19 protein-coding genes and 2 rRNA genes are annotated in these 22,549 nt (G+C 74.1%); 19 read left to right on the top strand and 2 right to left on the bottom strand.

The features are described from left to right. The 3 genes from VGP36_06735 to VGP36_06725 all read left to right on the top strand — a co-directional run. Nucleotides 1–98 (top strand): 23S ribosomal RNA (locus VGP36_06735); the annotation flags it as partial. 68 nt (nt 99–166) lie between these two features. After that, nucleotides 167–283 (top strand): 5S ribosomal RNA (gene rrf, locus VGP36_06730). A gap of 2,180 nt (nt 284–2,463) precedes the next feature. Next, nucleotides 2,464–3,942, top strand: coding sequence for a hypothetical protein (locus VGP36_06725; protein HEV7654417.1), 1,479 nt, complete (start codon nt 2,464–2,466; stop codon nt 3,940–3,942). Here VGP36_06725 and VGP36_06720 read toward each other — a convergent pair. After that, nucleotides 3,912–5,210 (bottom strand): DUF1015 domain-containing protein, encoded by a 1,299-nt coding sequence (locus VGP36_06720; protein ID HEV7654416.1) that lies wholly within the window; start codon nt 5,208–5,210, stop codon nt 3,912–3,914. The two genes, VGP36_06725 and VGP36_06720, sit on opposite strands and share 31 nt — an antisense overlap. Before the next feature lie 76 nt (nt 5,211–5,286). Between VGP36_06720 and VGP36_06715 the strand changes: the two genes are divergently transcribed. Both VGP36_06715 and VGP36_06710 read left to right on the top strand, forming a co-directional pair. Beyond that, nucleotides 5,287–5,745, top strand: a complete 459-nt coding sequence (locus VGP36_06715; GenBank protein ID HEV7654415.1) for a tetratricopeptide repeat protein — start codon at nt 5,287–5,289, stop codon at nt 5,743–5,745. Next, nucleotides 5,742–6,758, top strand: a complete 1,017-nt coding sequence (locus VGP36_06710; GenBank protein ID HEV7654414.1) for an HAD-IIA family hydrolase — start codon at nt 5,742–5,744, stop codon at nt 6,756–6,758. The genes VGP36_06715 and VGP36_06710 overlap by 4 nt, the downstream gene beginning before the upstream one ends. On the opposite strand, the gene VGP36_06705 is transcribed toward VGP36_06710, so the two are convergent. Next, nucleotides 6,755–7,093, bottom strand: coding sequence for an SCP2 sterol-binding domain-containing protein (locus tag VGP36_06705; protein ID HEV7654413.1), 339 nt, complete (start codon nt 7,091–7,093; stop codon nt 6,755–6,757). The two genes, VGP36_06710 and VGP36_06705, sit on opposite strands and share 4 nt — an antisense overlap. Nucleotides 7,094–7,405: 312 nt before the next feature. Here VGP36_06705 and VGP36_06700 point away from each other — a divergent pair, with 312 nt between their 5' ends. The 14 genes from VGP36_06700 (at nt 7,406) to VGP36_06635 (ending at nt 22,152) form a co-directional block, all read left to right on the top strand. Beyond that, entirely contained in the window at nt 7,406–7,528 is a 123-nt protein-coding gene (locus VGP36_06700) for a hypothetical protein (protein ID HEV7654412.1), read from the top strand. Between the two features lie 11 nt (nt 7,529–7,539). Beyond that, nucleotides 7,540–8,322, top strand: coding sequence for a TlyA family RNA methyltransferase (locus VGP36_06695; GenBank protein ID HEV7654411.1), 783 nt, complete (start codon nt 7,540–7,542; stop codon nt 8,320–8,322). A 178-nt stretch (nt 8,323–8,500) separates the two neighbouring features. After that, complete coding sequence (locus VGP36_06690) at nt 8,501–9,388, top strand: NAD kinase (GenBank protein HEV7654410.1); 888 nt, start codon at nt 8,501–8,503, stop codon at nt 9,386–9,388. A 54-nt stretch (nt 9,389–9,442) separates the two neighbouring features. Beyond that, complete coding sequence (gene recN, locus VGP36_06685) at nt 9,443–11,206, top strand: DNA repair protein RecN (protein HEV7654409.1); 1,764 nt, start codon at nt 9,443–9,445, stop codon at nt 11,204–11,206. Nucleotides 11,207–11,283: 77 nt separating this feature from the next. Further along, nucleotides 11,284–12,462 (top strand): putative cytokinetic ring protein SteA, encoded by a 1,179-nt coding sequence (gene steA / locus VGP36_06680; protein HEV7654408.1) that lies wholly within the window; start codon nt 11,284–11,286, stop codon nt 12,460–12,462. Then, nucleotides 12,459–13,397, top strand: a complete 939-nt coding sequence (locus VGP36_06675) for a copper transporter (protein HEV7654407.1) — start codon at nt 12,459–12,461, stop codon at nt 13,395–13,397. Before steA ends, VGP36_06675 begins: the two co-directional genes overlap by 4 nt. Before the next feature lie 195 nt (nt 13,398–13,592). Further along, the gene (locus VGP36_06670; GenBank protein HEV7654406.1) at nt 13,593–15,320 is read left to right on the top strand and encodes a CTP synthase; all 1,728 of its coding nucleotides are present in this window, start codon (nt 13,593–13,595) and stop codon (nt 15,318–15,320) included. Further along, nucleotides 15,317–15,922: an NUDIX hydrolase gene (locus tag VGP36_06665; protein ID HEV7654405.1), complete on the top strand. Its 606-nt coding sequence runs from the start codon at nt 15,317–15,319 to the stop codon at nt 15,920–15,922. The genes VGP36_06670 and VGP36_06665 overlap by 4 nt, the downstream gene beginning before the upstream one ends. Nucleotides 15,923–16,043: 121 nt before the next feature. Continuing rightward, the gene (gene ald / locus VGP36_06660; protein HEV7654404.1) at nt 16,044–17,159 is read left to right on the top strand and encodes an alanine dehydrogenase; all 1,116 of its coding nucleotides are present in this window, start codon (nt 16,044–16,046) and stop codon (nt 17,157–17,159) included. An 11-nt stretch (nt 17,160–17,170) separates the two neighbouring features. Further along, complete coding sequence (locus VGP36_06655) at nt 17,171–18,121, top strand: site-specific tyrosine recombinase XerD (GenBank protein HEV7654403.1); 951 nt, start codon at nt 17,171–17,173, stop codon at nt 18,119–18,121. Nucleotides 18,122–18,361: 240 nt separating this feature from the next. Continuing rightward, nucleotides 18,362–19,330 (top strand): ParA family protein, encoded by a 969-nt coding sequence (locus VGP36_06650; GenBank protein HEV7654402.1) that lies wholly within the window; start codon nt 18,362–18,364, stop codon nt 19,328–19,330. Next, nucleotides 19,327–19,896, top strand: a complete 570-nt coding sequence (locus VGP36_06645; GenBank protein ID HEV7654401.1) for a hypothetical protein — start codon at nt 19,327–19,329, stop codon at nt 19,894–19,896. Before VGP36_06650 ends, VGP36_06645 begins: the two co-directional genes overlap by 4 nt. 45 nt (nt 19,897–19,941) lie before the next feature. After that, the gene (locus VGP36_06640) at nt 19,942–20,631 is read left to right on the top strand and encodes a hypothetical protein (protein HEV7654400.1); all 690 of its coding nucleotides are present in this window, start codon (nt 19,942–19,944) and stop codon (nt 20,629–20,631) included. Nucleotides 20,632–21,318: 687 nt separating this feature from the next. Continuing rightward, nucleotides 21,319–22,152 carry a segregation/condensation protein A gene (locus VGP36_06635; protein ID HEV7654399.1) on the top strand — a complete coding sequence of 278 codons (834 nt, stop codon included), beginning with the start codon at nt 21,319–21,321 and terminating at the stop codon, nt 22,150–22,152. The last annotated feature ends 397 nt before the right edge of the window (nt 22,153–22,549 follow it).

The following is a 22,549-nucleotide window of genomic DNA, read 5'->3' as shown; positions in this document are numbered from 1 at the left end:
AGTAAGGCCCCCGGTAGACCACCGGGTTGATAGGCCGGATGTGGAAGCGAGGTAACTCGTGAAGCTGACCGGTACTAATAGGCCGAGGACTTGACCACAAATGCTACGCGTCCACTGTGCGGTTCCCGAGGTGCGGTCGTTTTTTACGACCACATCTCCATAGAGTTTCGGCGACCATGGCGAAGGGGAAACGCCCGGTTCCATCCCGAACCCGGAAGCTAAGCCCTTCTGCGCCGATGGTACTGCGCGGGTGACTGCGTGGGAGAGTAGGACGTCGCCGGACATCTTCCTCGATGGGGGACCACTTCGGTGGTCCCCCATCGACGCGTTGTACGTACGTCATTCTTCGAAAGGGATGTCTCGGTGGACGAGAAGCGCGGCTCCGGATCTCCGCGGCCGGCCCGCAGGACCGGTGCGCCGGCTCGAGGTGCACGGCCGATCGCCGGCGAACGCCGCGGCAGCGCAGCCGGACGGGGTTCGGCCGGCTCGAGCGGCGCTGCGCCTGGTCGTCGCGACTCCGACCGCCGGGACGATCGTTCCGACAGCTCGCGCGGTTCCTACAGCGCGGGGCGGGCCGAGAGCTCCTCCGCGGGCCGTGGCTCGTACGGCGCGGCGCGCTCCGAGGGCGCTTCCGGGGGCCGCGGCTCCTACGGGGGCGCCCGAACCGGAGGTGCGGCCGGGGGTCGAGACCGCCGTGAGTCCACTGGCAGTCGAGGGGGATTCGCCGGCTCGCGTGACGATCGGCCGGGGCGTGGTGGATCTGCAGGCTCGTCTGGTGAGCGCCGCGGTTCCTCCGAGCGACCTGCAGGCGGTGCCGGAGGTTCGTACGGGCAGCATCGCGGTTCCTCCGACCGGTCGACGGGTGGCGGCGGAGGTTCGTACGGCGAGCGCCGTGGTTCCTATGATCGTCCGGCGGGTGGAGGTTCCTACGGCGGGGGTCGTGGTTCGGCCGGCCGGCCGGCACGGGGCGATGGCGATCGGGCTGGTTCTTCCGAGCGGCCGGCGCGCGGGGCTTACGGCCCACGGGCTGCTTCTTCGGATCGGCCGGGGGGCGGCGGGAGCACCTTTGGTGAGCGTCGCGGCTCCTCCGAGCGGCCGGCGCGGGGTGCGGGTTCTCATGGCGGCCGTCCCGGGTCTGACGATCGGCCGCGGGCTGGCGGCTCGTTCCGCGGTGGTTCCTCCGGTCGACCGGGTGGTGGCGCTGCGGGTTCCTCTGACGAGGGGCGCGGCTCCTACGGTGCTCGGCGGGACGGGGGCGCGTCCGGTGGACGTCCCGCGAGCTCCGGTCGTGGGGACGGCGCCTCGGGGCGCGGCGGACGAACCTTCTCCGGTACGTCCGAGGCTCGCCGATCCTCTGGTGGTTCTCGCGGGTCCGACTCCCGCGGGTCTTCCGACGCCCGGGGTGGACGGCCTTCTGGTGAGCAGGGCCGCGACGAGCGGCGCGGTGCGCCCTCGTCCGAACGGTCCGGCTCCTATGAGCGTTCCTCCTCCGGCTCGCGCGGCGGTGGCTCTGCCGATCGACGGGTAGCCGGCCAGCGTGGTGGATCGTACGGGCGGCCTTCGGACGGACGGGGGGAGCGCCCGTCCTCCCAGGGACGATCGACTGGTCGCCCCTACGGCGAGCGTCCTTCCTCCGACCGGGACGGTCGCGATCGGCGAGGCGATGCGTCTGGTCCGCGGTCCTTCGATCCGCGCGGTGGATCGCGTGACGATCGGCGTGGGGCCGCGTCGGGCGGGCGCTCCTTCGAGCGGCGCGACGGCGGCGCCGGGCGCGATTCGGCGTCCGGCGGCCGGTCGTTCGACCGGCGGGACAGCGGGTCCGGTCGTCCGCACGAGGAGCGGCGCGGGTCGGGGTCCGGAGAGCGGTCCTTCGAGCGACGGGACTCCGGCTCGAGTGGGCGTCCGTCCTTCGATCGACGGTCCGGCGGTCCGCGGGATGCCGGCTCTGGCGGGCGGTCGTTCGATCGGGGCACAGGCGGTTCGCGGGATGAGCGGCGCGCGCCGGAGACTGGCGCGAGGCCGTACGAGCGGTCCGGGGGTTCGCAGGGCGAACGGCGCGCGCCAGAGACGGGCGCGAGGTCGTTTGAGCGGTCTGGGGGATCGCGGGACGAGCGGCGTGGGGCGGGCGGGGACGGGCGTTCGTCGTCCGGGCCGCGTGGTGGTGCGGCTGGGCGTGGGTTCGAGGACCGTCGCGGGTCGGGTGGGGATCGGGCCTCCGGGCGTCCTGCCGGCGCGGGGGACCGTCCGTCCTCAGGCGGGTCCGCGGGCGGCGAGAGTGGTGCGCGGTCGTACTCGTCGGATCGGCGTCCCTCGTCCGGTGACCGGGGTCGTTCCTTCGGGGATCGGCCGTCCGCGGATCGGCGAGGGCCGGGTGCGGGGCGGCGGGAGTTCGGTTCGGCGGGGCCGCGGCGGGATGGCGACGAGCGGCGGCCGGCGCGTGGTGGGCGGGACCGGGAGCGGCCCGTGGTCGCCGGGTCGCGCCGGCCGGGGCCGGACATCGAGCCGCCCGCGGACATCGATCCCCGGGACCTGGACTGGGAGGTGCGGTCCCAGCTGCGGACGCTGAGCAAGCTCGCGGCGGACCGGGTCGCGGCGCACCTGGTCGCCGCCGGCCGGCTGGTCGACGAAGACCCGCAGGCCGCGCTGGAGCAGGCGCGGGCGGCGCGGGCGCTCGGGGCGCGGGTCGCGGTGGTGCGGGAGGCGGTCGGCGAGACGGCGTACGCGGCGGGCGAGTGGGCCGAGGCCATCGCCGAGCTGCGCACCGCCCGGCGGATGACCGGGGACGACTCCGCGCTGCCGATGATCGCCGACTCTGAGCGGGCGCTGGGGCGCGCGGACCGGGCGCTGCGGATCGCGCAGTCGGACGAGGCGCTGGCCCTGGAGCCGGCCGAGCGGGCCGAGATGAAGATCGTCGAGGCGGGTGCGCGGCAGGACCTCGGCCAGCCCGACGCGGCCCTGCTGACGCTGCAGGACTTCGGGCTGGACCGGAAGTCGCCGCAGCCGTGGTCGGCCCGGGTCTGGTACGCCTACGCCGACCTGCTGCTCTCGGCCGGGCGGGAGGACGAGGCGCGCGAGTGGTTCGTCGCGGCCGCCGAGGCGGACCGGGAGGGCGTCACCGACGCCGACGAGCGGCTGCTCGAGCTCGACGGCATCGAGGTCCTCACCGACGACGAGGACGACGAGCTGGACCCGGCGGCCGCCGAAGGCGCCGAACCGGAAGACGAGGTCGCGGACGCGGCGGCCGAGGACGGCGAGACCGCGACGGCTGAAGACAGGGAACCGCCGACGGACGCGGTCCTCCCTGCCGAGGAGACGGTGGTCGAGCCGGACAAGACCGCCACCGCCGTGGACCAGGTTGTGCCCGCCGGCGACGCAGTGGTCGAGCCGGATGGAACCGCCGGGGACCTCGAGTCGGGCGCCGAGATCATGTCAGCTGAGGCGGCCGTCGAGTCGGAGGAGACCGCGCCCGTCGACGATGCGGCGATCGAGCCGAGCGCGGTGACCGCGGATCCGGAGACGACGGCTGACGACGTCGTGTCTCCGGACGAGCCGGTGGTCGATGAGGTCGCCGACGGAGTCGGGTCGGCAGGCGGCGACGACATCCCCGCGGAGATCCCGGCGGAGGACACCGCGTCCGCGAACGCTGAGGACGCCCCGGCGACCGAGGACGCCCCGGCGACTGAGGACGCCCCGGCGACCGAGGGCGACGCGGTCACCGAGGGCGACGCGGTCACCGAGGGCGACGCGGTCACCGAGGGCGACGCGGAGACCGAAAGCGGCGCGGAGACCGAAAGCGGCGCGGAGACCGAAAGCGCGGAGACCGCGGCGGCCGGCGAAGAGCCGGGCGACAAGACCGAGGACCAGGGCGACGGAACGACGGCACCGCCGTCCGTCGCCCTGACCTTCAGCGATCAGCTCGGGAAATCGGGCTCGTCGGAGTAGGCCCGGATGAGCAACCCGGTCCGCGGTTTCGGCGTGAACAGCGTCGACTTCCGCGGCATCCGCTCGCCCGCCTCCGCGACGGCGGCGACGGCCTCGACCGGGGTGGGGTTGAGCAGCAGCGCCGTACCGCCGGTGCGCTGCGCAGCCGCCACCGCGGCCGGGACGTCGTGCTCGAAGCCGACGACGTCTTCGGTGTCCTGCAGGCCCCAGAGACGGTCGATGAGCAGCCGGTGCGCGATCGTCACGTCCAGCGCCCGCCAGGCCGCCGACCGCTCGGCCGGCAGGGCGACGTCGACCTGCGCCGGCTCGGGGTCGGTGAGCAGCACCCAGCGTGACCCGTCGGTGAGCAGGAACGCCGCGCCCTTGCCGGCCTCGGTCAGCTCGGCTACCGCCGAGTCGGCCGGCACGTCGCGGACCGAGAACCCGGCCGCGGCCTGGGAGACCGCGTTGTCCAGCGCCAGCCCGGGGACGTAGCGGTGGATGGCGTGCACCTGCGGCCCGTACGTGCTCGCGTCCACCAGCAGCGCCAGCCCCCGGTCCCAGGGCCCGGCACCGTCGCCGGCGGCGTGCCGGTCGGCCTGGTGCCGCAGGTAGGTCGCGTACCGGTGGTGGCCGTCGGCGATGACCGCCCGTCGCGACAGCAGGTCCGACTCGATGGCGTGCAGGACCGCGGGGTCGGTGATGGCCCAGATCCGGTGGGTCACGCCGCCGGAGACGGTCGTGACCAGCGGCTCGGTGTCGGAGACGGCGGCGACGGCCTGGGACGCGGCGCCGCCGCCGGAGTAGACGAGGTAGATCGGCTCGAGGTTGGCCTGGGTCGCCTCGGTCAGCGCCAGCCGGTCCGCGACCGGCCCGGCCATGGTGTTCTCGTGCGGCAGCACGATGCCGGCCTCGGGCGGGGTCAGGCCGACGGCACCGACCAGGCCGCGGGTCCGCGCGGAACCCTCCTCCATCTCGTACACGTAGAGGGCGGGGGTGTCGTCCGGGACCAGCACGCCGTCGGAGCGCCATGCCTGCAGAAGCGACGCGGCGACGCTGTAGGCGCTGCGCGGTTCACCCCCGTCGTCGCGTGGAAGGATGAGTCGGACGACGTTGTGCGGGTCGGCGGCTTCCAGCTCGCGGCGCTCGTCCTCGTCGACGACGTCGTACGGCGGGGACAACAGAGGCGCCGGATCGGAACTGCTGAAGCGCAGAGCGCGAAAGGCTGAGAGTCGGAGTCCCTCGGGACCCGGAGAGGAGGCGGGTGGCGGCGACGCGACGGACGTCATGGTCCGCATCGTAGGAGTTGGGAGCGGACCGTCAGCGCGCGGCCACCAGCGCGCCTGAGAGCAAGGAGGACCCTTCGTGCCGAGCCGGGACGACTGGGATGACGAGGCACCACCGCCACCACCGTTCGCCGACGCACCCCCGCCGCCGCCTGACGTGCTGCCGCAGGGCGAGGTCTACGACTGGTACGTGCGGGGTCTCGACCTGCTCGAGGGCGGCAACCCTGCGGCTGCGGTGACGTTGCTGGCGCACGCGGCCAACTCCGAGCCGGAGTCCCGCAGCGTCCGCGAGGCGCTGGCCCGGGCCCAGTTCGACTCCGGGATGTACGACGAGGCCGTGCAGAGCTTCAACTGGATCATCTCGATCAACCCCGCCGACGACTACGCGCAGTTCGGCCTCGGGCTGGCCGCGGCCAAGATCGGCGACCTGAACTCCGCGGTCGAGCACCTCGCGCTGGCCGCCGCCATGCGCCCGGACATCACCCACTACTCGACGGCCCTGCGCGGTGCGCGGGCGGCACTCGCCGCCAGCCGGTGAAGGGCTCGGACCAGCCGCCGGCCCAGCAGTACGACGTCGCCCTGCTCGACCTGGACGGCGTCGTCTACCTGGGCTCGACGCCGATCGACGGCATACCGGAGGCACTGGCGGAGGTCCGCGGGACCGGCATGCGGCTGGCGTTCGTGACGAACAACGCGTCCCGGACGCCGGCCGCGGCGGCCGCGATGCTGTCCGGGATGGGCGTCCAGGCCGCCGCGGACGAGGTCACGAACTCGGCCCAGGCGGCCTGCCACGTGATGGCCGAGAAGCTGCCGCCCGGCGCGAAGGTGCTGGTCGTGGGTACGACCGGGCTGATCGAGGCGGCCCGCGAACGCGGCTTCACGCTGGTGACCTCGGCCGACGACGAGCCCGCCGCGGTCGTACAGGGCTACGGCGCGAACGTCGGCTGGCGGGACCTGGCCGAGGCGACCGTCGCGATCCGCCGCGGCGCCTGGTTCGTGGCGACCAACCTGGACTCGACCGTCCCGTCCGAGCGCGGGCCGCTGCCGGGCAACGGCTCACTGGTCGGCGTGGTCCGCGAGACCACCGGCGTGACCCCGACCAGCACCGGCAAGCCCGACCCGGCCATGCACCGCGAGTCGGTCCAGCGCAGCGGCGCCCGGCGGCCGATCGTGGTCGGCGACCGGCTCGACACCGACATCGAGGGCGCCAGCCGGGTCGGCTGCGACAGCATGCTCGTGCTGACCGGGGTCACCACGCCGGCCGACCTGCTGCGGGCCGTTCCCGAGCAGCGCCCGACGTACGTCGGGGCCAGTGTGCGCGCGCTGCTCGAGCCGCAGCCCGGCCCCACGCGGGACGGTGACGCCTGGACCTGCGGCGGCTGGACCGTACGGGGCGGGCTGACGCTGGCCGGGTCCGGCGCGGACCTGGACGCGCTGCGCGCACTGTGCGCGGCGGCCTGGGCCGGCGGCGGCACCGAGGTGCACACCGACGGGTCCGCGGCCGCCGAGACGGCGCAGCGGCTCGGCGTCCAGGGCAGGCTCGGCCGCTAGAGCAGGCTGCGCAGCTTCAGCAGGTCGAACACGCTGGCGTCGATCTTCAGCCGCCCGGACGCGAACGCCTTGGCGAAGTTCAGCTGCCCGTCCACCAGCGCGACCAGGTCGTCGCTGGTCGTGGTCAGCTTGATCTGGCCGTCCGGCTCGGGGGTCCGGTGGATGCCGAGGATCTCGCCGCCGCGCAGCTGCCCGCCGAAGGTGACGTCCAGGTCGCGCAGGTGGCAGCTGATCGAGCGGTCGATCAGCTTGCCCCGGGCGCCCTCGGCGTCCGGCGACCTCAGCCGTTCGGCCAGCTTGTGCATCGCGGCCTCGCACTCCTCGACCGTCGCCACGCGGAACTCCCTGCTCTCGGCTACGGATCCCGGCGGGACCGTACCCCACCTGGACCATGCCGTAGCGTGGTCGCCGTGACTGTGCCTACGCCCGGACCCCGCCCCGGACCAGGCCCCCGGCCGGGGCCGTTCGTCCCCGGCCCGGGGCCGCGGCCCGGGCCTCCCGTACCGGGACCGGGGTCCCGTCCGGACCCGTCCCCGGCGGTGACGCCCCCGGCCCCCGCGCCGGATCCGGCGACCCCGGCCGAGCCGGGTGCCGGGCCAGATCCGTCCACCACGACCGCGCCACCCGCCGGCGGGACGGTGGCCGGGGTGGAGGCGGCCGTGGCCGGCCTGGGGGAGCTGGCCGGCCGGCCGGTCGGCGAGCACGTCGCCCGGTACGACGCCCTGCACGGCACGCTGTCCGAGGCCCTCGCCGCCATCGACGGCGTCTAGGTCGTGTCTTAGTGGTCCGTCGCGCGCGGCTCGACGCCGAGCTGGTTCGCCGCGGTCTGGCCCGGTCCCGGGAACAGGCCGCGGAGCTCGTCCAGGCCGGTCGGGTCCGGGTCGCCGGCAGCACCGCGACCAAGCCCGCGACCGCGGTCGATCCCGGCACCCCGGTGCTGGTCGAGGACCGCGACGACGACCCCGGGTACGCCTCCCGCGGCGGCCACAAGCTCGCCGGCGCCCTGGACGCGCTGCCGGTCCCGGTGCAGGGCCGCCGGGTGCTGGACGCCGGCGCGTCCACCGGCGGGTTCACCGACGTGCTGCTGCGGCGCGGCGCCGGCGAGGTCGTCGCGGTCGACGTCGGCTACGGCCAGCTGGCCTGGAACCTGCGCACCGACCCGCGGGTGACCGTGCACGACCGGACCAACGTCCGGGAGCTGACCCCGGAGCGGATCGGCGGCCCGGTGGAGCTCACCGTCGCGGACCTGTCCTTCATCCCGCTGACCCTGGTGCTGCCGGCGCTCGCGGCCTGCACCACCGAGGACCTGCTGCCGATGGTGAAGCCGCAGTTCGAGGTGGGCAAGGAACGGGTCGGACCCAAGGGCGTGGTCCGGGAGCCGGCGCTGCGGGCGGAGGCGATCCGCAAGGTCGCCGACCGCGCGTACGAGCTGGGGCTGGGGACGGCCGGCATGACCCGCAGCCCGCTGCCCGGGCCGGCCGGCAACGTCGAGTTCTTCCTCTGGTTGCGCCGGGACGCGCCCCCGGCCGACCCGGCCGACATAGAGACGGTGGTGGTCCAGTGAGCGGGAGGTTGGGCGCGGCGGCGCCTGGACCGGAGCGCCCGCCGACCCCGCGACTGCGTCCGCCCGTGGGGCGCGGCGGGAAGACGCCGCCGCCGGGGGCGCCCGGCCGGGAGCGAACAGAGGCAACAGGGACGACGCCGCCGGGGGCGCCCGGCCGGGAGCGAACAGAGGCAACACGGTGACCAGGGAGGCGCTGCTGGTCACCCACACCGGCCGCTCCGACATGGTGGACCGCTCCCGCGAGGTCAGCGAGCTGCTGTCCGGCGCCGGGTTCGTGGTCCGGATGCTGGAGGAGGAGGCGGCCGAGCTCGGCGCGACCGACGTCAAGGCGGTCCCGCCGGACGAGGCCGCCGCCGCCGGCTGCGAGGTCGTGCTCGTGCTCGGCGGCGACGGCACGTTCCTGCGCGCGGCCGAGTTGGCCCGGCCCTGCCGGGCGCCGCTGGTCGGGGTGAACCTCGGCCGGGTCGGGTTCCTGGCCGAGACCGAACCGGAGGCGCTGCCGGACACGGTCCGGCACATCGTCGAGCGGTCGTACCGGGTGGAGGAGCGGCTCACCCTCGACGCCGAGGTCAGGGTCGGATCCGAGGTGGTCGCCCGGGACTGGGCGCTGAACGAGGCCTCGGTGGAGAAGACCAAGCGGGAGCGGATGCTCGAGGTCGTCCTCGACATCGACGACCGGCCGCTGACCAGCTTCGGCTGCGACGGGGTGGTCTGCGCCAGCCCGACCGGCTCGACCGCGTACGCGTTCTCCTCCGGCGGGCCGGTCGTCTGGCCCGAGGTGCAGGCCCTGCTGGTGGTGCCGAACGCGGCGCACGCGCTGTTCGCCCGCCCGCTGGTGATCTCGCCGGACTCGACGGTCGCGATCACCGTGGTCGACGCCGGCCACGACGGGGTGCTCGGCTGCGACGGGCGGCGTACGCACCCGGTGCCCTCGGGAGCGCGGGTCCAGGTCCGGCGGGGTGCGCACCCGGTGCTCATCGCGCGGACGCACGCGCTGCCGTTCACCGAGCGGCTGGTCGCGAAGTTCGGTCTCCCGGTCGAGGGGTTCCGCACGGCGCGCCGTTGAGTGCCCTGTGGACGGTTGGCGCGCCGACGCGCCCGGAGTGGTTACGCTTCCGGCGTGCTGTCCGAGATCCGTATCCGCGGCCTCGGCGTCATCGAGGACGTCACCCTGGAGCTCGGCCCCGGCCTGACCGTGGTCACCGGGGAGACCGGGGCCGGCAAGACGATGGTCGTGACCGGGCTGCACCTCCTCTTCGGCGGCCGGGCCGATCCGGCGCGGGTCCGATCGGGGTCGGGCCGGGCCGTGGTCGACGGCCGGCTGCGGCTGCCCGCGGACTCGGCCGTCCTGGCCCGCGCGATCGAGGCCGGCGCCGAGGTCGACGAGGACGGCGACCTGCTGGTGTCCCGGGCGATCGCGGTCGAGGGCCGGTCCCGGGCGTACCTCGGCGGCAGCGCGGTGCCGGCCGGGCTGCTGGGCGAGCTGGCCGAGGGCCTGCTGGCGGTGCACGGGCAGTCCGACCAGCTGCGGCTGCTCAAGCCGGCCGAGCAGCGCGCCTCCCTGGACCGGTACGGGCAGCTGGCGCCGCTGATCGAGCGCCACCGGGCGGCGTACGCGACCTGGCGCCGGCTGGCCGCCGACCTCGCCGACCGGACGGCCCGGACCCGCGAGCTGGCCCGCGAGGCCGACGGCCTCCGGGCCGGGCTGGACGCGATCGCCGCGGTCGAGCCGCAGCCGGGGGAGGACTCGGCGCTGGCCACCGAGGCAGAGAAGCTCGCGCACACCGACGCGCTCCGGCTGGCCGCGCAGGCCGCGCACACGGCGCTGGCCGGCGACCCGGCCGACCCGGCCGCGGACGGCGCCGACGTGACCGCGCTGCTCGGGACCGCGCGCCGGGCGCTGGCGCACGAGTCCGCCGCCGACCCGGAGCTGGCGGCGCTGGAGAAGCGGCTGGACGAGCTGTCCTACCTGGTCGGCGACATCGGCACCGAGCTCGCCTCGTACGGGGAACGGCTGGACGCCGACCCGGCCCGGCTGGCCGCGGTGGAGGATCGGCGGGCCGCGCTGACCGGGCTGATCCGCAAGTTCGGCGACGTCGAGGGCACCGTCGAGGAGGTGCTGGCCTGGGCCGCCACCGCGGCCGAGCGACTGTCCACCTTGGACGTCTCCGGGGACGCGCTGGCCGCGCTCGCGGCCGAGCGGGACGCCGCCGGCGCCGAGACCGCCCGGCGCACGGCCGAGCTGTCCGCAGCTCGGCACGAGGCCGCGGATCGGTTCGGGACGGCGGTGACCGCGGAGCTGGCCGGGCTGGCGATGCCCCGTGCGGCGGTGTCCGTCGACGTGCACGCAAAGCCGGCGACCGGCGACGGGCCGAGCATCGAGCTGGACGGCGAGCAGGTCGCGATCGGGCCGGACGGCGTGGACGAGGTCGAGGTGCTGCTGCAGCCGCACCCGGGCGCGCCGCCGCTGCCGGTGCAGCGCGGCGCCTCCGGCGGTGAGCTGTCCCGGGTGATGCTCGCGATCGAGGTCGTGTTCGCCGGCTCCGACCCGGTGCCGACGATGGTCTTCGACGAGGTCGACGCCGGCGTCGGCGGCCGGGCCGCGGTCGAGGTCGGCCGCCGGCTGGCCCGGCTCGCGGCCGACCACCAGGTTCTGGTCGTGACCCACCTGCCCCAGGTCGCGGCTTACGCGGACGCGCACGTCGTGGTGGACAAGGCCGACTCCGACGGCGCCCTGGTCACCCGCAGCGACGTGAAGGTCCTCGACGACGCCGGCCGGGTGGTCGAGCTGGCCCGGATGCTGGCCGGCCTGGACGACTCCGAGCTGGGCCGGGCACACGCGGAAGAGCTGCTCGCGACCGCGGCCGCCGACCGGAGAAGATGATCAACAGCAGCACTGATTTGTCGATGTGGGTGTTTCGCTCCGCTTCCAGCGCGTAGTCGGATGGCACGCTGACGCGCATGAGGCTCGCCCTGCGTCGTCGTACGGACACCGCGCTGCCCGGAGTGATCGGGGTGGCCCGGGTCGACCGCCGCGCCGATGCCCTGCTGCCGAGACTCCGCCGCGGCGACATCGCCGTGCTGGACCAGGTCGACCTGGACCGGGCGACGGCCGACGCGCTGGTCGCCGCCGAGGTCGCCGGGGTGGTCAACGCCAGCCCCTGCATCTCCGGTCGCTACCCGACGCTCGGGCCCGAGATCCTCGTCAACGCCGGCATCCCGGTACTGGACACGGTCGGTGCCGACGTCTTCCGCGGCGTCAAGGACAGCGCCCGGGTCCGGCTGTACGAGGACACCCTCTACCTCGGCGAGGACGTCGTCGCCGAGGGCCGCCCGCAGACGATGGAGACCGTCACGGTCGCGCTGATGGAGGCCAAGGCCGGCCTCTCGACCCAGCTCGAGGCGTTCGCCGCGGACACGATGGAGTACATGAAGCGGGAGCGCACGCTCCTGCTCGACGGCGTCGGCGTCCCGGAGATCGGCACCCGGCTCGAGGGCCGGCACGTCGTCGTGGTCGCCCGCGGCTACGACTACCGCGAGGACCTGCTCGCGCTGCGGCACTACATCAAGGAGTTCCGGCCCGTCCTCATCGGCGTCGACGGCGGGGCCGAGGCCCTGGTCGAGGCCGGGTACGAGCCCGACCTCGTCGTCGGCGACCTGAGCCCGGTCTCCGACGAGGTGCTGCGCGGGGCGGCCGAGGTGGTCGTGCGGGCCGACCTCGACAGCCGGGCCGACGCCCTGGGACGGGTGCAGGACATCGGTGTGGACGCGGTCCTGTTCCCGACCGCGGGCAGCGCCGAGGACGTGGCGCTGCTGCTCGCCGACGCGCACGGCGCCGAGCTCGTGGTCACCGTCGGCACGCACGCGACGCTGCTGGAGTTCCTCGACCGCGGCCACTCCGGCACCGCCTCGACGTTCCTGGTCCGGCTCAAGCTCGGCGGCCGGCTGGTGGACGCGAAGGCGGCCAGCCGGCTGCACCGCAGCCGGATCTCGGCCGGGGCGCTGCTTCTGTTGATCTTCGTGACGCTGGTCGCGGTGGGCGTGATCCTCGCGCTGGCCGCCGACGGCCGGGCCTGGACGGCGATGGCCGCCGGCTGGTGGGACGACTCGTACGCCTGGGTGAAGGGTCTCGTGCAGTGATCGGCTTCCGGTACCACCTCGTCTCGCTGGCGGCCGTGCTGCTGGCCGTCGCCCTGGGCGTGCTGCTCGGCGCGACCCAGCTCTCCGGCGCGGTCGGCGACGACCTGCGCGGCCAGGTCCGCACGCTGACCAAGGACAACGGCGACCTGCGGGCGCAGGTGAAGTCCCAGCAGGCCCAGGTCCGTACGGACGACGCGGTCACCACCCAGTTCACCCCGAAGCTGCTCGCCGGGGCCCTGAAGGGATCGAAGGTCGTGGTCGTCGCGACGCCGCAGGCGGCCGATGCCACCACCGACGGCGTGGTCAAGGCGCTGCAGCAGGCGGGCGCGTCGGTCACCGGCCGGGTCCAGCTCACCGACGACTACGTCGACCCGACCCGGGCCGACGACGCCAAGTCCTACGTCACCGGCGGCGGTCAGCCGGCCGGCTTCCAGCTGCCCGAGTCCGACGACGCCGGTGTGCTGTCCGGCGCGCTGCTGTCGTACGCGTTGCTGGGCAACAAGGACGGCGACCCGAGCGCGGCGACCACCAGCGAGGTCGTCGCCGGCTTCGGCAGCCTGCGGATGCTGCGGGTCGACAGCGCGTCGGTCGCGCCGGGCGACCTGGCCGTCGTGGTCAGCTCCGGCCCGGTCACCGGGGCCGACCCGGCGCCGCGGCTGCAGACGCTGACCTCGCTGGTCTCGGCCCTGGACAGCGCCGGCAAGGGCGTCGTGGTCGCCGGCACCGCCGCCACCACCGCGGCCAACGGGCTGGTCGGCGCGGTCCGCTCCGACCGCGGGCTGGCCTCCGCCGTGTCCACCGTGGACGACGCCGACCGGCCGGTCGGGCAGGTCGCGTCGGTCTTCGCGCTGGCGCAGCAGGCCGCCGGGCGGGCGGGCCAGTACGGCACCGGCTCCGGGGTCGACGGGCCGTTCCCGCCGCTGTCCTCCTCCTGACCGGCGTCGGGCTGACCGGCGTCGGGCCGACCGGCTCCGGGGCTGACCGGCTCCGGGGCTGACCGGCTCCGGACAAACCGCAGGACCGCACGGCGCGGCGGGTCGGCGGGCAACCCGCTCGTGTTACCGTGAATTCCCGTGGATCGCGGGCGCATAGCAGACGGGCGCCCCGCACGCACACCGCGGGAGACCCCCTTGGCGCAGTACAGCCAGACCAAGCACGTCTTCGTCACCGGAGGCGTCGCGTCCTCGCTCGGCAAGGGGCTGACGGCCAGCAGCCTCGGCAGCCTGCTCAAGGCGCGTGGGCTCCGGGTGACGATGCAGAAGCTCGACCCGTACCTCAACGTGGACCCCGGGACGATGAACCCGTTCCAGCACGGCGAGGTGTACGTGACCGAGGACGGCGGTGAGACCGACCTCGACGTCGGCCACTACGAGCGGTTCCTCGACACCGACCTGCGGGCGTCGGCCAACGTCACCACCGGGCAGGTCTACTCCGCGGTGATCGCCAAGGAGCGGCGCGGCGAGTACCTGGGCGACACCGTCCAGGTCATCCCGCACATCACCAACGAGATCAAGGAGCGGATGCAGGCGGCCGCGCTGTCGGAGGACCCGCCGGACGTCGTCATCACCGAGATCGGTGGCACCGTCGGCGACATCGAGTCGCTGCCGTTCCTGGAGGCGGCCCGGCAGCTGCGGCACGACGTCGGCCGGGACAACTGCTTCTTCCTGCACGTCTCGCTGGTGCCCTACCTGGCCCCGTCGGGCGAGCTGAAGACCAAGCCGACCCAGCACTCGGTGGCGGCGCTGCGCTCGATCGGCATCCAGCCCGACGCGGTGGTCTGCCGGTCGGACCGGGAGCTGCCGCCGGGACTCAAGCGCAAGATCTCGCTGATGTGCGACGTCGACACCGACGGCGTCGTCTCGGCGGTCGACGCGTCCTCGATCTACGACATCCCCAAGGTGCTGCACACCGAGGGCCTGGACGCGTACGTGGTGCGCCGGCTCGGGCTGCCGTTCCGGGACGTCGACTGGACCGTCTGGGGCGACCTGCTCGACCGGGTCCACCGTCCGAACCGGACGGTCACCGTGGCGCTGGTCGGCAAGTACGTCGACCTCCCGGACGCGTACCTGTCGGTGACGGAGGCGCTGCGGGCCGGCGGGTTCGCGCACCGTACGCGGGTCGAGATCCGCTGGGTGCCCTCCGACGACTGCGCCGACCCGGCCGGCGCGGCCACCGCACTGTCCGGTGTGGACGGTGTGCTGATCCCCGGCGGCTTCGGGGTGCGCGGCATCGAGGGCAAGCTCGGCGCGATCCGGTACGCGCGGGAGCGCCGCATCCCCACCCTCGGCCTCTGCCTCGGCCTGCAGTGCATGGTCATCGAGACCGCGCGCGACCTGGCCGGGCTGGCCGACGCGAACTCGACCGAGTTCGACCCGGACACGCCGCACCCGGTCATCTCCACGATGGCCGACCAGCTCGACGTGATCGCGGGCGAGCGGGACATGGGCGGCACCATGCGGCTGGGCGCGTACCCGGAGCGGCTGACCCCAGGCTCGATCGTGGCCGAGGCGTACGGGCAGGTGGAGGTCTCGGCCCGGCATCGTCACCGGTACGAGGTGAACAACGACTACCGGGATCGGCTCATCGCGGCCGGGCTGGTCGTCTCCGGTACCTCGCCCGACGGCCGGCTGGTCGAGTACATCGAGCTGCCGCGGGACACGCACCCGTTCTTCGTCGGCACCCAGGCCCACCCGGAGTTCACCTCCCGGCCGACCCGGCCGCAGCCGCTGTTCCGTGCGTTCGTCGCGGCGGCGCTGGATTACGAGGCCGCCGACCGGCTCCCGGTCGACGTCGAGCAGACCCCCGGCCGGCACGCGTCCGACCACAGTGGACGGTCGGTCGCGGGCGTGCCGGCATGACCGACTTCGACACCGTGTCCTCCCGCACCGTCTACACCGGACACGTCCTGCGGCTGCGGGTCGACGAGGTCCGGATGCCCGGCGGCGCGGTCAAGATCCGCGAGGTCGTCGAGCAGCCGGGCGCGGTCGGGATCGTCGCGCTGGACGAGGACGACCGGGTCGTGCTGATCCGGCAGTACCGGCACCCGGTGGGGGAGGTGCTGGTCGAGCTGCCGGCCGGGTTGCTCGACGTCCCGCACGAGCCGGCGTACGGGACCGCGGCCCGGGAGCTGGCCGAGGAGACCGGGCTCACCGCCGGTCGCTGGGACCTGCTGGTCGACCTGCGGGTCTCGCCCGGGCTCTCGCAGGAGGCGGTCCGGGTCTTCCTGGCCCGCGACCTCGCTGCGGTCCCGGCGGCGGACCGGTACGTCGGCACGGACGAGGAGACCGACCTCGGGGTGCACCGGATGGCGCTGGACGAGGCGGTCGCGGCGGTGTTCGCCGGCCACATCCAGAACTCGCTCGCGGTCACCGGGCTGCTGGCCACGGCGTACGCGCGCGACCACGACTGGTCGACGCTGCAGCCGGCGGACTCGCCGTGGCCGGCCCGCCCGGACCACTGAGGGCGCGCGTGTCGCAGGGGCGATCCTTCTGCCCCGGGCGGCCGGGTGCCTACACTGCGGCGGTCCGGCGCAGACGCGGCAACGGCGCCGCGGACGTCCGCCGTCGAGGAGGGAACGCGTCGTGAGGGTCGGGATCCCGCGGGAGGTCAAGGACCACGAGTACCGGGTGGCTATCACCCCGGCCGGGGTGCATGAGCTGACCCGGGCAGGGCACCAGGTCTACACCGAGAAGGACGCCGGCATCGGCTCCTCGCTGCCGGATGACGAGTTCGTCGCCGCAGGCGCGACGATCCTGGCCGACCCGGACGACGTCTGGGACGTCGACCTGGTGCTCAAGGTCAAGGAGCCGGTGGCGGAGGAATACCACCGGATGCGGGCCGGGCGCACCCTGTTCACCTATCTGCACCTGGCCGCCTCGCGCGAGTGCACGCAGGCGCTGCTCGACTCGGGCATCGACGCGGTCGCGTACGAGACCGTGCAGACGCCCGACGGGGCGCTTCCGCTGCTGGCCCCGATGTCGGAGGTCGCGGGCCGGATGGCCCCGCAGGTCGGCGCCCACACGCTGGAGCGGGCCCAGGGCGGCCGCGGCGTCCTCATGGGCGGCGTCTCCGGGGTGTACGCGGCGAAGGTCGTCGTGCTCGGCGCCGGCGTGTCCGGCATGAACGCGGCCGCGATCGCGCTCGGCATGCAGGCCGAGGTGCTGGTGCTCGACCGCAACATCGACAAGCTCCGCTCCGCGGACCGGATCTACCAGGGCCACCTGCAGACCATCGCCTCCAACGGGTACGAGATCGAGCGGGCCGTGCTGGACGCGGACCTCGTCATCGGCGCGGTGCTGGTGCCCGGGGCCAAGGCGCCGATGCTCATCAGCGACGAGCTGGTCGCCCGGATGCGGCCGGGCTCGGTGCTGGTCGACATCGCCGTCGACCAGGGCGGCTGCTTCGAGTCCTCCCGGCCGACCACGCACTCGGACCCGACGTACACGGTGGCCGGGTCGGTCTTCTACTGCGTGGCCAACATGCCCGGCGCCGTCCCGCACACCTCGACGTACGCGCTGACCAACGTGACGATGCCGTACGCGCTGGAGCTGGCGAACCGGGGACTGCGCGACGCGGTCCGCGAGTCGCCGGCGCTGCTGCCCGGGGTGAACGTGGTCAACGGCCAGGTCACCAACGAGCCGGTGGCCGAGGCCCACGGCATGACGTCGGTGCCGGTGGAGCAGGCGCTGTCGCTTTGAGACCGTCCACTGTGGAGGGCCCGGCGGCGGTGACCCGCCGCCGGGACGGTCTGTCCACAGTGGTGGGGGAGTACCTCGCGCATCTGTCGGTCGAGCGGGGGGTCGCGGCCAACACGCTCTCCGCGTACGGCCGCGACCTTCGGCGGTACTCCGAACACTTGGCCGCGCAGGGCATCTCGACGCTGGGCGCGGTCTCGGAAGCCATGGTGGCCGGGTTCCTGGCCGCGCTGCGGGAGGGCGACGAGGACCACCCGCCGCTGTCGGCGTCCTCGGCCGCGCGGGCGGTGGTCGCGGTCCGCGGGCTGCACCGGTTCGCCGCCCGGGACGGGATCGTGCCCGACGACGTCGCCCGTGCGGTCCGGCCGCCGGCCCCGCCGCGGCGGCTGCCCAAGGCGATCTCGGTCGACGACGTCGAGCGGCTGCTGGAGGCGGCCGGCTTCGACGGCACCCCGCTGGCGCTGCGGGACCGGGCCCTGCTCGAGATGCTCTACGGCACCGGGGCCCGGATCTCCGAGGCGGTCGGGCTCGCGATCGACGACCTCGACCGGCCCGGGACGGCGGTGATCCTGCGGGGCAAAGGTGGCAAGGAACGCATCGTCCCCGTCGGGTCGTACGCGTTGAAGGCGGTCGACGACTATCTCGTCCGGGCCCGGCCGGTGCTCGCGGTCGGTGGCCGGGGTACGCCGCTGCTGTTCCTCAATGCCCGCGGCGGACCGCTGTCCCGGCAGAGCGCCTGGACGATCCTGGGGGTGGCGGCCGAGCGGGCCGGGCTGGCGACCGAGATCTCGCCGCACACGCTGCGTCACTCGTACGCGACCCACCTGCTCGACGGGGGCGCGGACGTCCGGGTCGTGCAGGAGCTGCTCGGGCACGCCTCGGTGAGCACCACGCAGGTCTACACACTCGTCACCGTCGATCGGCTGCGCGAGGTGTACGCGACGGCGCATCCGCGGGCGCTCTGATTCTCTTTGCCCTTTTCGGGCAACCCTGCGTCTTTGCCCTTTCGGCAGCCCGGCGTCTTTGCCCTTTCGGGCAGCCCGGCGTCGTCCACACGCCGGTCCCCAGGTTCTCCACGGTTCGTCCACAGGGGCGCGCCGAGTTGTCCCCAGCTTCGGTGGGGCGGCTTGTCCCCCGTCCGGGGTCGTCCTACAGTCGCCACGCCGTCGGCGTGATGGCTAGACGATAGAGAGGCCAACGGACTCATGGGCATGTCGACAAAGGGCGGTGGGGAGGATTCCGCCCTCGTCGCCGTCGACGACATGCGCGCCGCCGTCCGGCGGACCAAGCGGGACGGCAACGAGCCCCGCGACGACGTCGAGGAGCCTCGGACCACCGGCCGGGCCGCCGACCCCGCGACCCAGCGCCGGCCCCGGCACACCCCGGAGCCCGAGCCGCTGCAGTCCCACGGTCCCGCCCGGGTGGTCGCGCTGTGCAACCAGAAGGGCGGCGTCGGCAAGACGACGTCGACGATCAACCTCGGCGCGGCGCTGACCGAGTACGGCCGGCGGGTGCTGCTGGTCGACTTCGACCCGCAGGGCGCGCTCTCGGTCGGGCTCGGCATCCAGCCGCACCAGCTGGACCGCACGATCTACGACGTGCTGATGGAGTCCTCGGTCACGCTCGACGACGTGCTGCTGAAGACCAACGTCCCCGGCATGGATCTGGTCCCGAGCAACATCGACCTGTCCGCGGCCGAGGTGCAGCTGGTCAACGAGGTCGCCCGGGAGCAGACGCTGGCCCGCGCGCTCGCGCCGGCGCTGCCCGACTACGACATCGTGCTCATCGACTGCCAGCCCTCGCTCGGGCTGCTCACGGTCAACGCGCTCACCGCCGCGGACGAGGTGCTGATCCCGCTGGAGTGCGAGTTCTTCAGCCTGCGCGGGGTGGCGCTGCTCATCGACACCATCGAGAAGGTGCGCGAGCGGCTCAACCCGCGGCTGCACATCGAGGGCATCCTCGCCACGATGTACGACGCGCGCACCGTGCACGGCCGCGAGGTCTTCGCCCGGGTGGTGGAGGCGTTCGGGGACACCGTCTTCGACACGGTGATCACCCGTACCGTGCGGTTCCCGGAGACGACCGTCGCCGGTGAGCCGATCACCACCTGGGCACCGAGCTCGTCGGGCGCCCAGCAGTACCGTGCTTTGGCCAAGGAGGTGCTCGCCCGATGAGTCGGCGTCCGAGTTTGCCCGGCGCCGCCGAGCTGTTCCGCTCCACGGGCGGTCCCGGCTCCGGCTCCGGGGATGCACCCCCACCCGCGTCCGCGCCGGCCGCCACCGAGTCGCGGCGTGCTCCCGAACGCGCCGCCGACCGGCTGGCCCGGCTGGGCGCGCCTCGCGAGGAGGAGCCGCCGTCCACACCGGACGACGACTTCGACATCGTCGCCCCCGAGCCGGCTCCGGCCGTCCGGGCGCTGCGACCGTCCACAGAGGACGACTTCGCCGAGTCCGTCGCGGCGCGCGCCCCGGCCCGGATCCGGCAGACCCGTCGGCAGCCGCTCCGCGGGGGAGCGGACCGCCAGCCCAGCGGGCGCGAGAAGCACGACGAGAAGATCACCGTGTACTGCTCGGCCGAGGAGCTCTTCGAGCTGGAGCGGGCCCGCCTCGCGTTGCGCGGCGACCACGGGATGGTCGTCGACCGCGGCCGGATCGTGCGGGAGGCGGTCGCGGTCGTGCTGGCCGACCTGGATGCCAAGGGCGAGAGCTCGATCCTCGTCCGACGGCTGCGCGAGTCGTAGTGGGTGCGATCCCGGCCCCGGCGCGTAAGCCCGGGGAGTCCTGACGTGCTGCGCGCGGTCAGTCACCCGACCGCGTTCCTCGGCATGCTCGTCGGGTTCCTCATCGCCGTCCCGGTCCAGGCGTACGTCCAGGCGTCGTGCGCCCGGGCCTTCGGGGACCGGCCGGCGTTCCGGCGCGCGTTCGGGGACCGGCTGACCATGCGCCGGGTCGGCGACCTGCGCCGGGTGCTCGACCCGTTCGGGGCGGTCGCCGCGTTGCTGGGCGGGCTCGGCTGGGGGGTGACGCCGGACATCCAGCTGCGCTCCCGCGGCCGGCTCGCGGTGTCGCTGCTGGCCGGGCCGTTCGCGGTGGCGATCCTCGGGGTGCTGGCCGTGCTCGGCTTCGTACTCGTCGGCGGGCCGGCCGGGTTCCTGCCCGGGCTCGGTCCGGGTTCGCTGCTGACCGGGATCGACGGGCCGGCGGCGCAGCTGTTCTTCCTCGGGCTGGCGCTGGAACTGCTCGGGGTGGCGGTGCTGGCGCTGGTGCCGTTGCCGCCGCTGCCGGGATGGCGGTTGCTGGAGCTGGCCTCGACCGGGTCGGTCGGCTGGCAGCGGGCCCGCGAGTACCTGGTGGAGAAGAACCTCGGCGTGCTCGCGCTGCTGGTCCTGCTGATCCTGCCGCTGGGTGGGTCGGTGCCGCTGCTCCTCAACATCGTCGACACAGTCGTTGGTTCACTTCTCGATCTCGCCGCTTAGGTCTTTGTACGTATGTCGATAGAGAGGCAAAGCGATGTCGCGTTGGGCCGGGGGTCGGCTGGACTACCGTCGACGCCCGTGAACGCGCCGCTCCACCCTGCCGGGCCCACGCCGGCCGCGGTCCCGGCGCCCCCACCCCCCGCCCCTTCCTCCTCGCCGGATCCTGCGCCGCTGGCGCCGGACTCGCCAGCTACCTCCTCGGCGGTCCCCGCCTCGCCGGCTTCCTCTTCGCCGGCGCCTGACTCTTCGCCGGCGCCTGACTCGGCGGCGGTTTCGGACTCGGCCGCGGTTTCGGTCTCGGACTCGGACTCGGCCGCAGTTTCCGACTCGGCTGCGGTTTCCGACTCGGCTGCGGTTTCCGACTCGGCCGCAGTTTCCGACTCGGCCGCGCCGCGCGGCCCGGCCGACGCCGACGATTCGGCGGGTGCAGCATCGCTGGGTTCGGCCGGGTCGGTCGCCGAGACAGGTGCGGCCGACGAGCGTGCTGCGCCCGGCTCGGCAGACGCTCCGGGTCTGGCCGACCAGGCAGGTCCGTCCGACGCATCCACCGCCTCTCGCCCCGGCGGTGCGGCTCGTCCCGGCGGTGCGGCCGACGGAGACGGTGCGGCGGGGGCTCCCGTTTCGGCCGATGCGAATGCGTCGGCCGGAGTCGGCGGCGGGGTCGCCGGGTCAGGTGCGGTCGGTGTCGTGGAGGCGGGGTCGGGTGGCTCGGGGGAGCGGGAGGCCGGATCTCGTCCGCCGGCGTTCGAGGTCAAGCTGGCGAACTTCGAGGGCCCCTTCGACCTCCTGCTGACGCTGATCTCCAAGCACCAGCTCGACGTCACCGAGGTCGCGCTGTCCCGGGTGACGGACGAGTTCATCGTTTACATCCGCGCGCTGGGGTCGTCCTGGGACCTCGGCCAGGCGACCGAGTTCCTCGTCGTCGCCGCGACCCTGCTCGACCTCAAGGCCGCCCGCCTGCTGCCGGCCGCCGAGGTCGAGGACGAAGAGGACCTGGCGCTGCTCGAGGCACGGGACCTCCTGTTCGCCCGCCTCCTGCAGTACCGCGCGTACAAGCAGGCCGCAGCCCACCTGCAGACGCTGGAGCGAGCGGCGGCCAAGCGGTTCCCGCGGTCCGTACCGCTCGACCCGCGCTTCGCCGACCTCATGCCGGAGCTGTTGCTCAGGATCAGCCCGGAGCAGCTCGCCCGCATCGCCGCCGAGGCGCTGCGTCCCAAGCCGCCGCCGGTCGTGTCGATCACGCACATCTACGCGGCCCGGGTCAGCGTCCGCGAGCACGCGATGATCCTGCGCGAACGGCTGGCCCGAAGCGGCAAGTCGACCTTCCGCACGCTGACCCAGGACTGCGAACACACCGTCGAGCTGGTGGCGCGTTTCCTCGCGCTGCTCGAGCTGTACCGGGAGGGTGCGGTCGCCTTCGACCAGGTCGCACCGCTGGGGGAGTTGTGGGTGCGCTGGACCGGAGCGGTCGGCACCGACGAGCCGGTCGAGGACGAGAACATGGACGAGGAGTACGGGTGAGCGAGTCCCTCAACCCCCGAGTTGAAACGAATTCTCAGAATTCGTCCGACTCTCAATCCGAGCTACAGACCCGGTCGCTCGATATCACCACGACCTCGTCCAACTCTGCTCCCGTCGGTACGTCTCCCTATCCGTTTATCGACCCGACAACATCGACGTCCGAGTTCACCGCAGCTCCCGGCTCCTCGCCAGATGACGCGAACTCCCCGCCGACCAACTTGACCGCGTCCGAGCCCGACCCGAACCCCACCAACGCCGCTCCCACTCCTGCTTCGCCCGCGTCCGAAGGCCCCGCGTCCGAAGGCCCCGCGTCCGAAGGCCCCGCGTCCGAAGGCCCCGCGTCCGAAGGCCCCGCGTCCGAAGGCCCCGCGTCCGAAGGCCCCGCGTCCGAAGGCCC

It is taken from the genome of Mycobacteriales bacterium (genome assembly GCA_035995165.1).
Taxonomy (GTDB): Bacteria; Actinomycetota; Actinomycetes; order Mycobacteriales; family CADCTP01; genus CADCTP01.
Note: the sequence above shows the minus strand (reverse complement) of the source record. Positions and strands in the feature narration are given on the sequence as shown.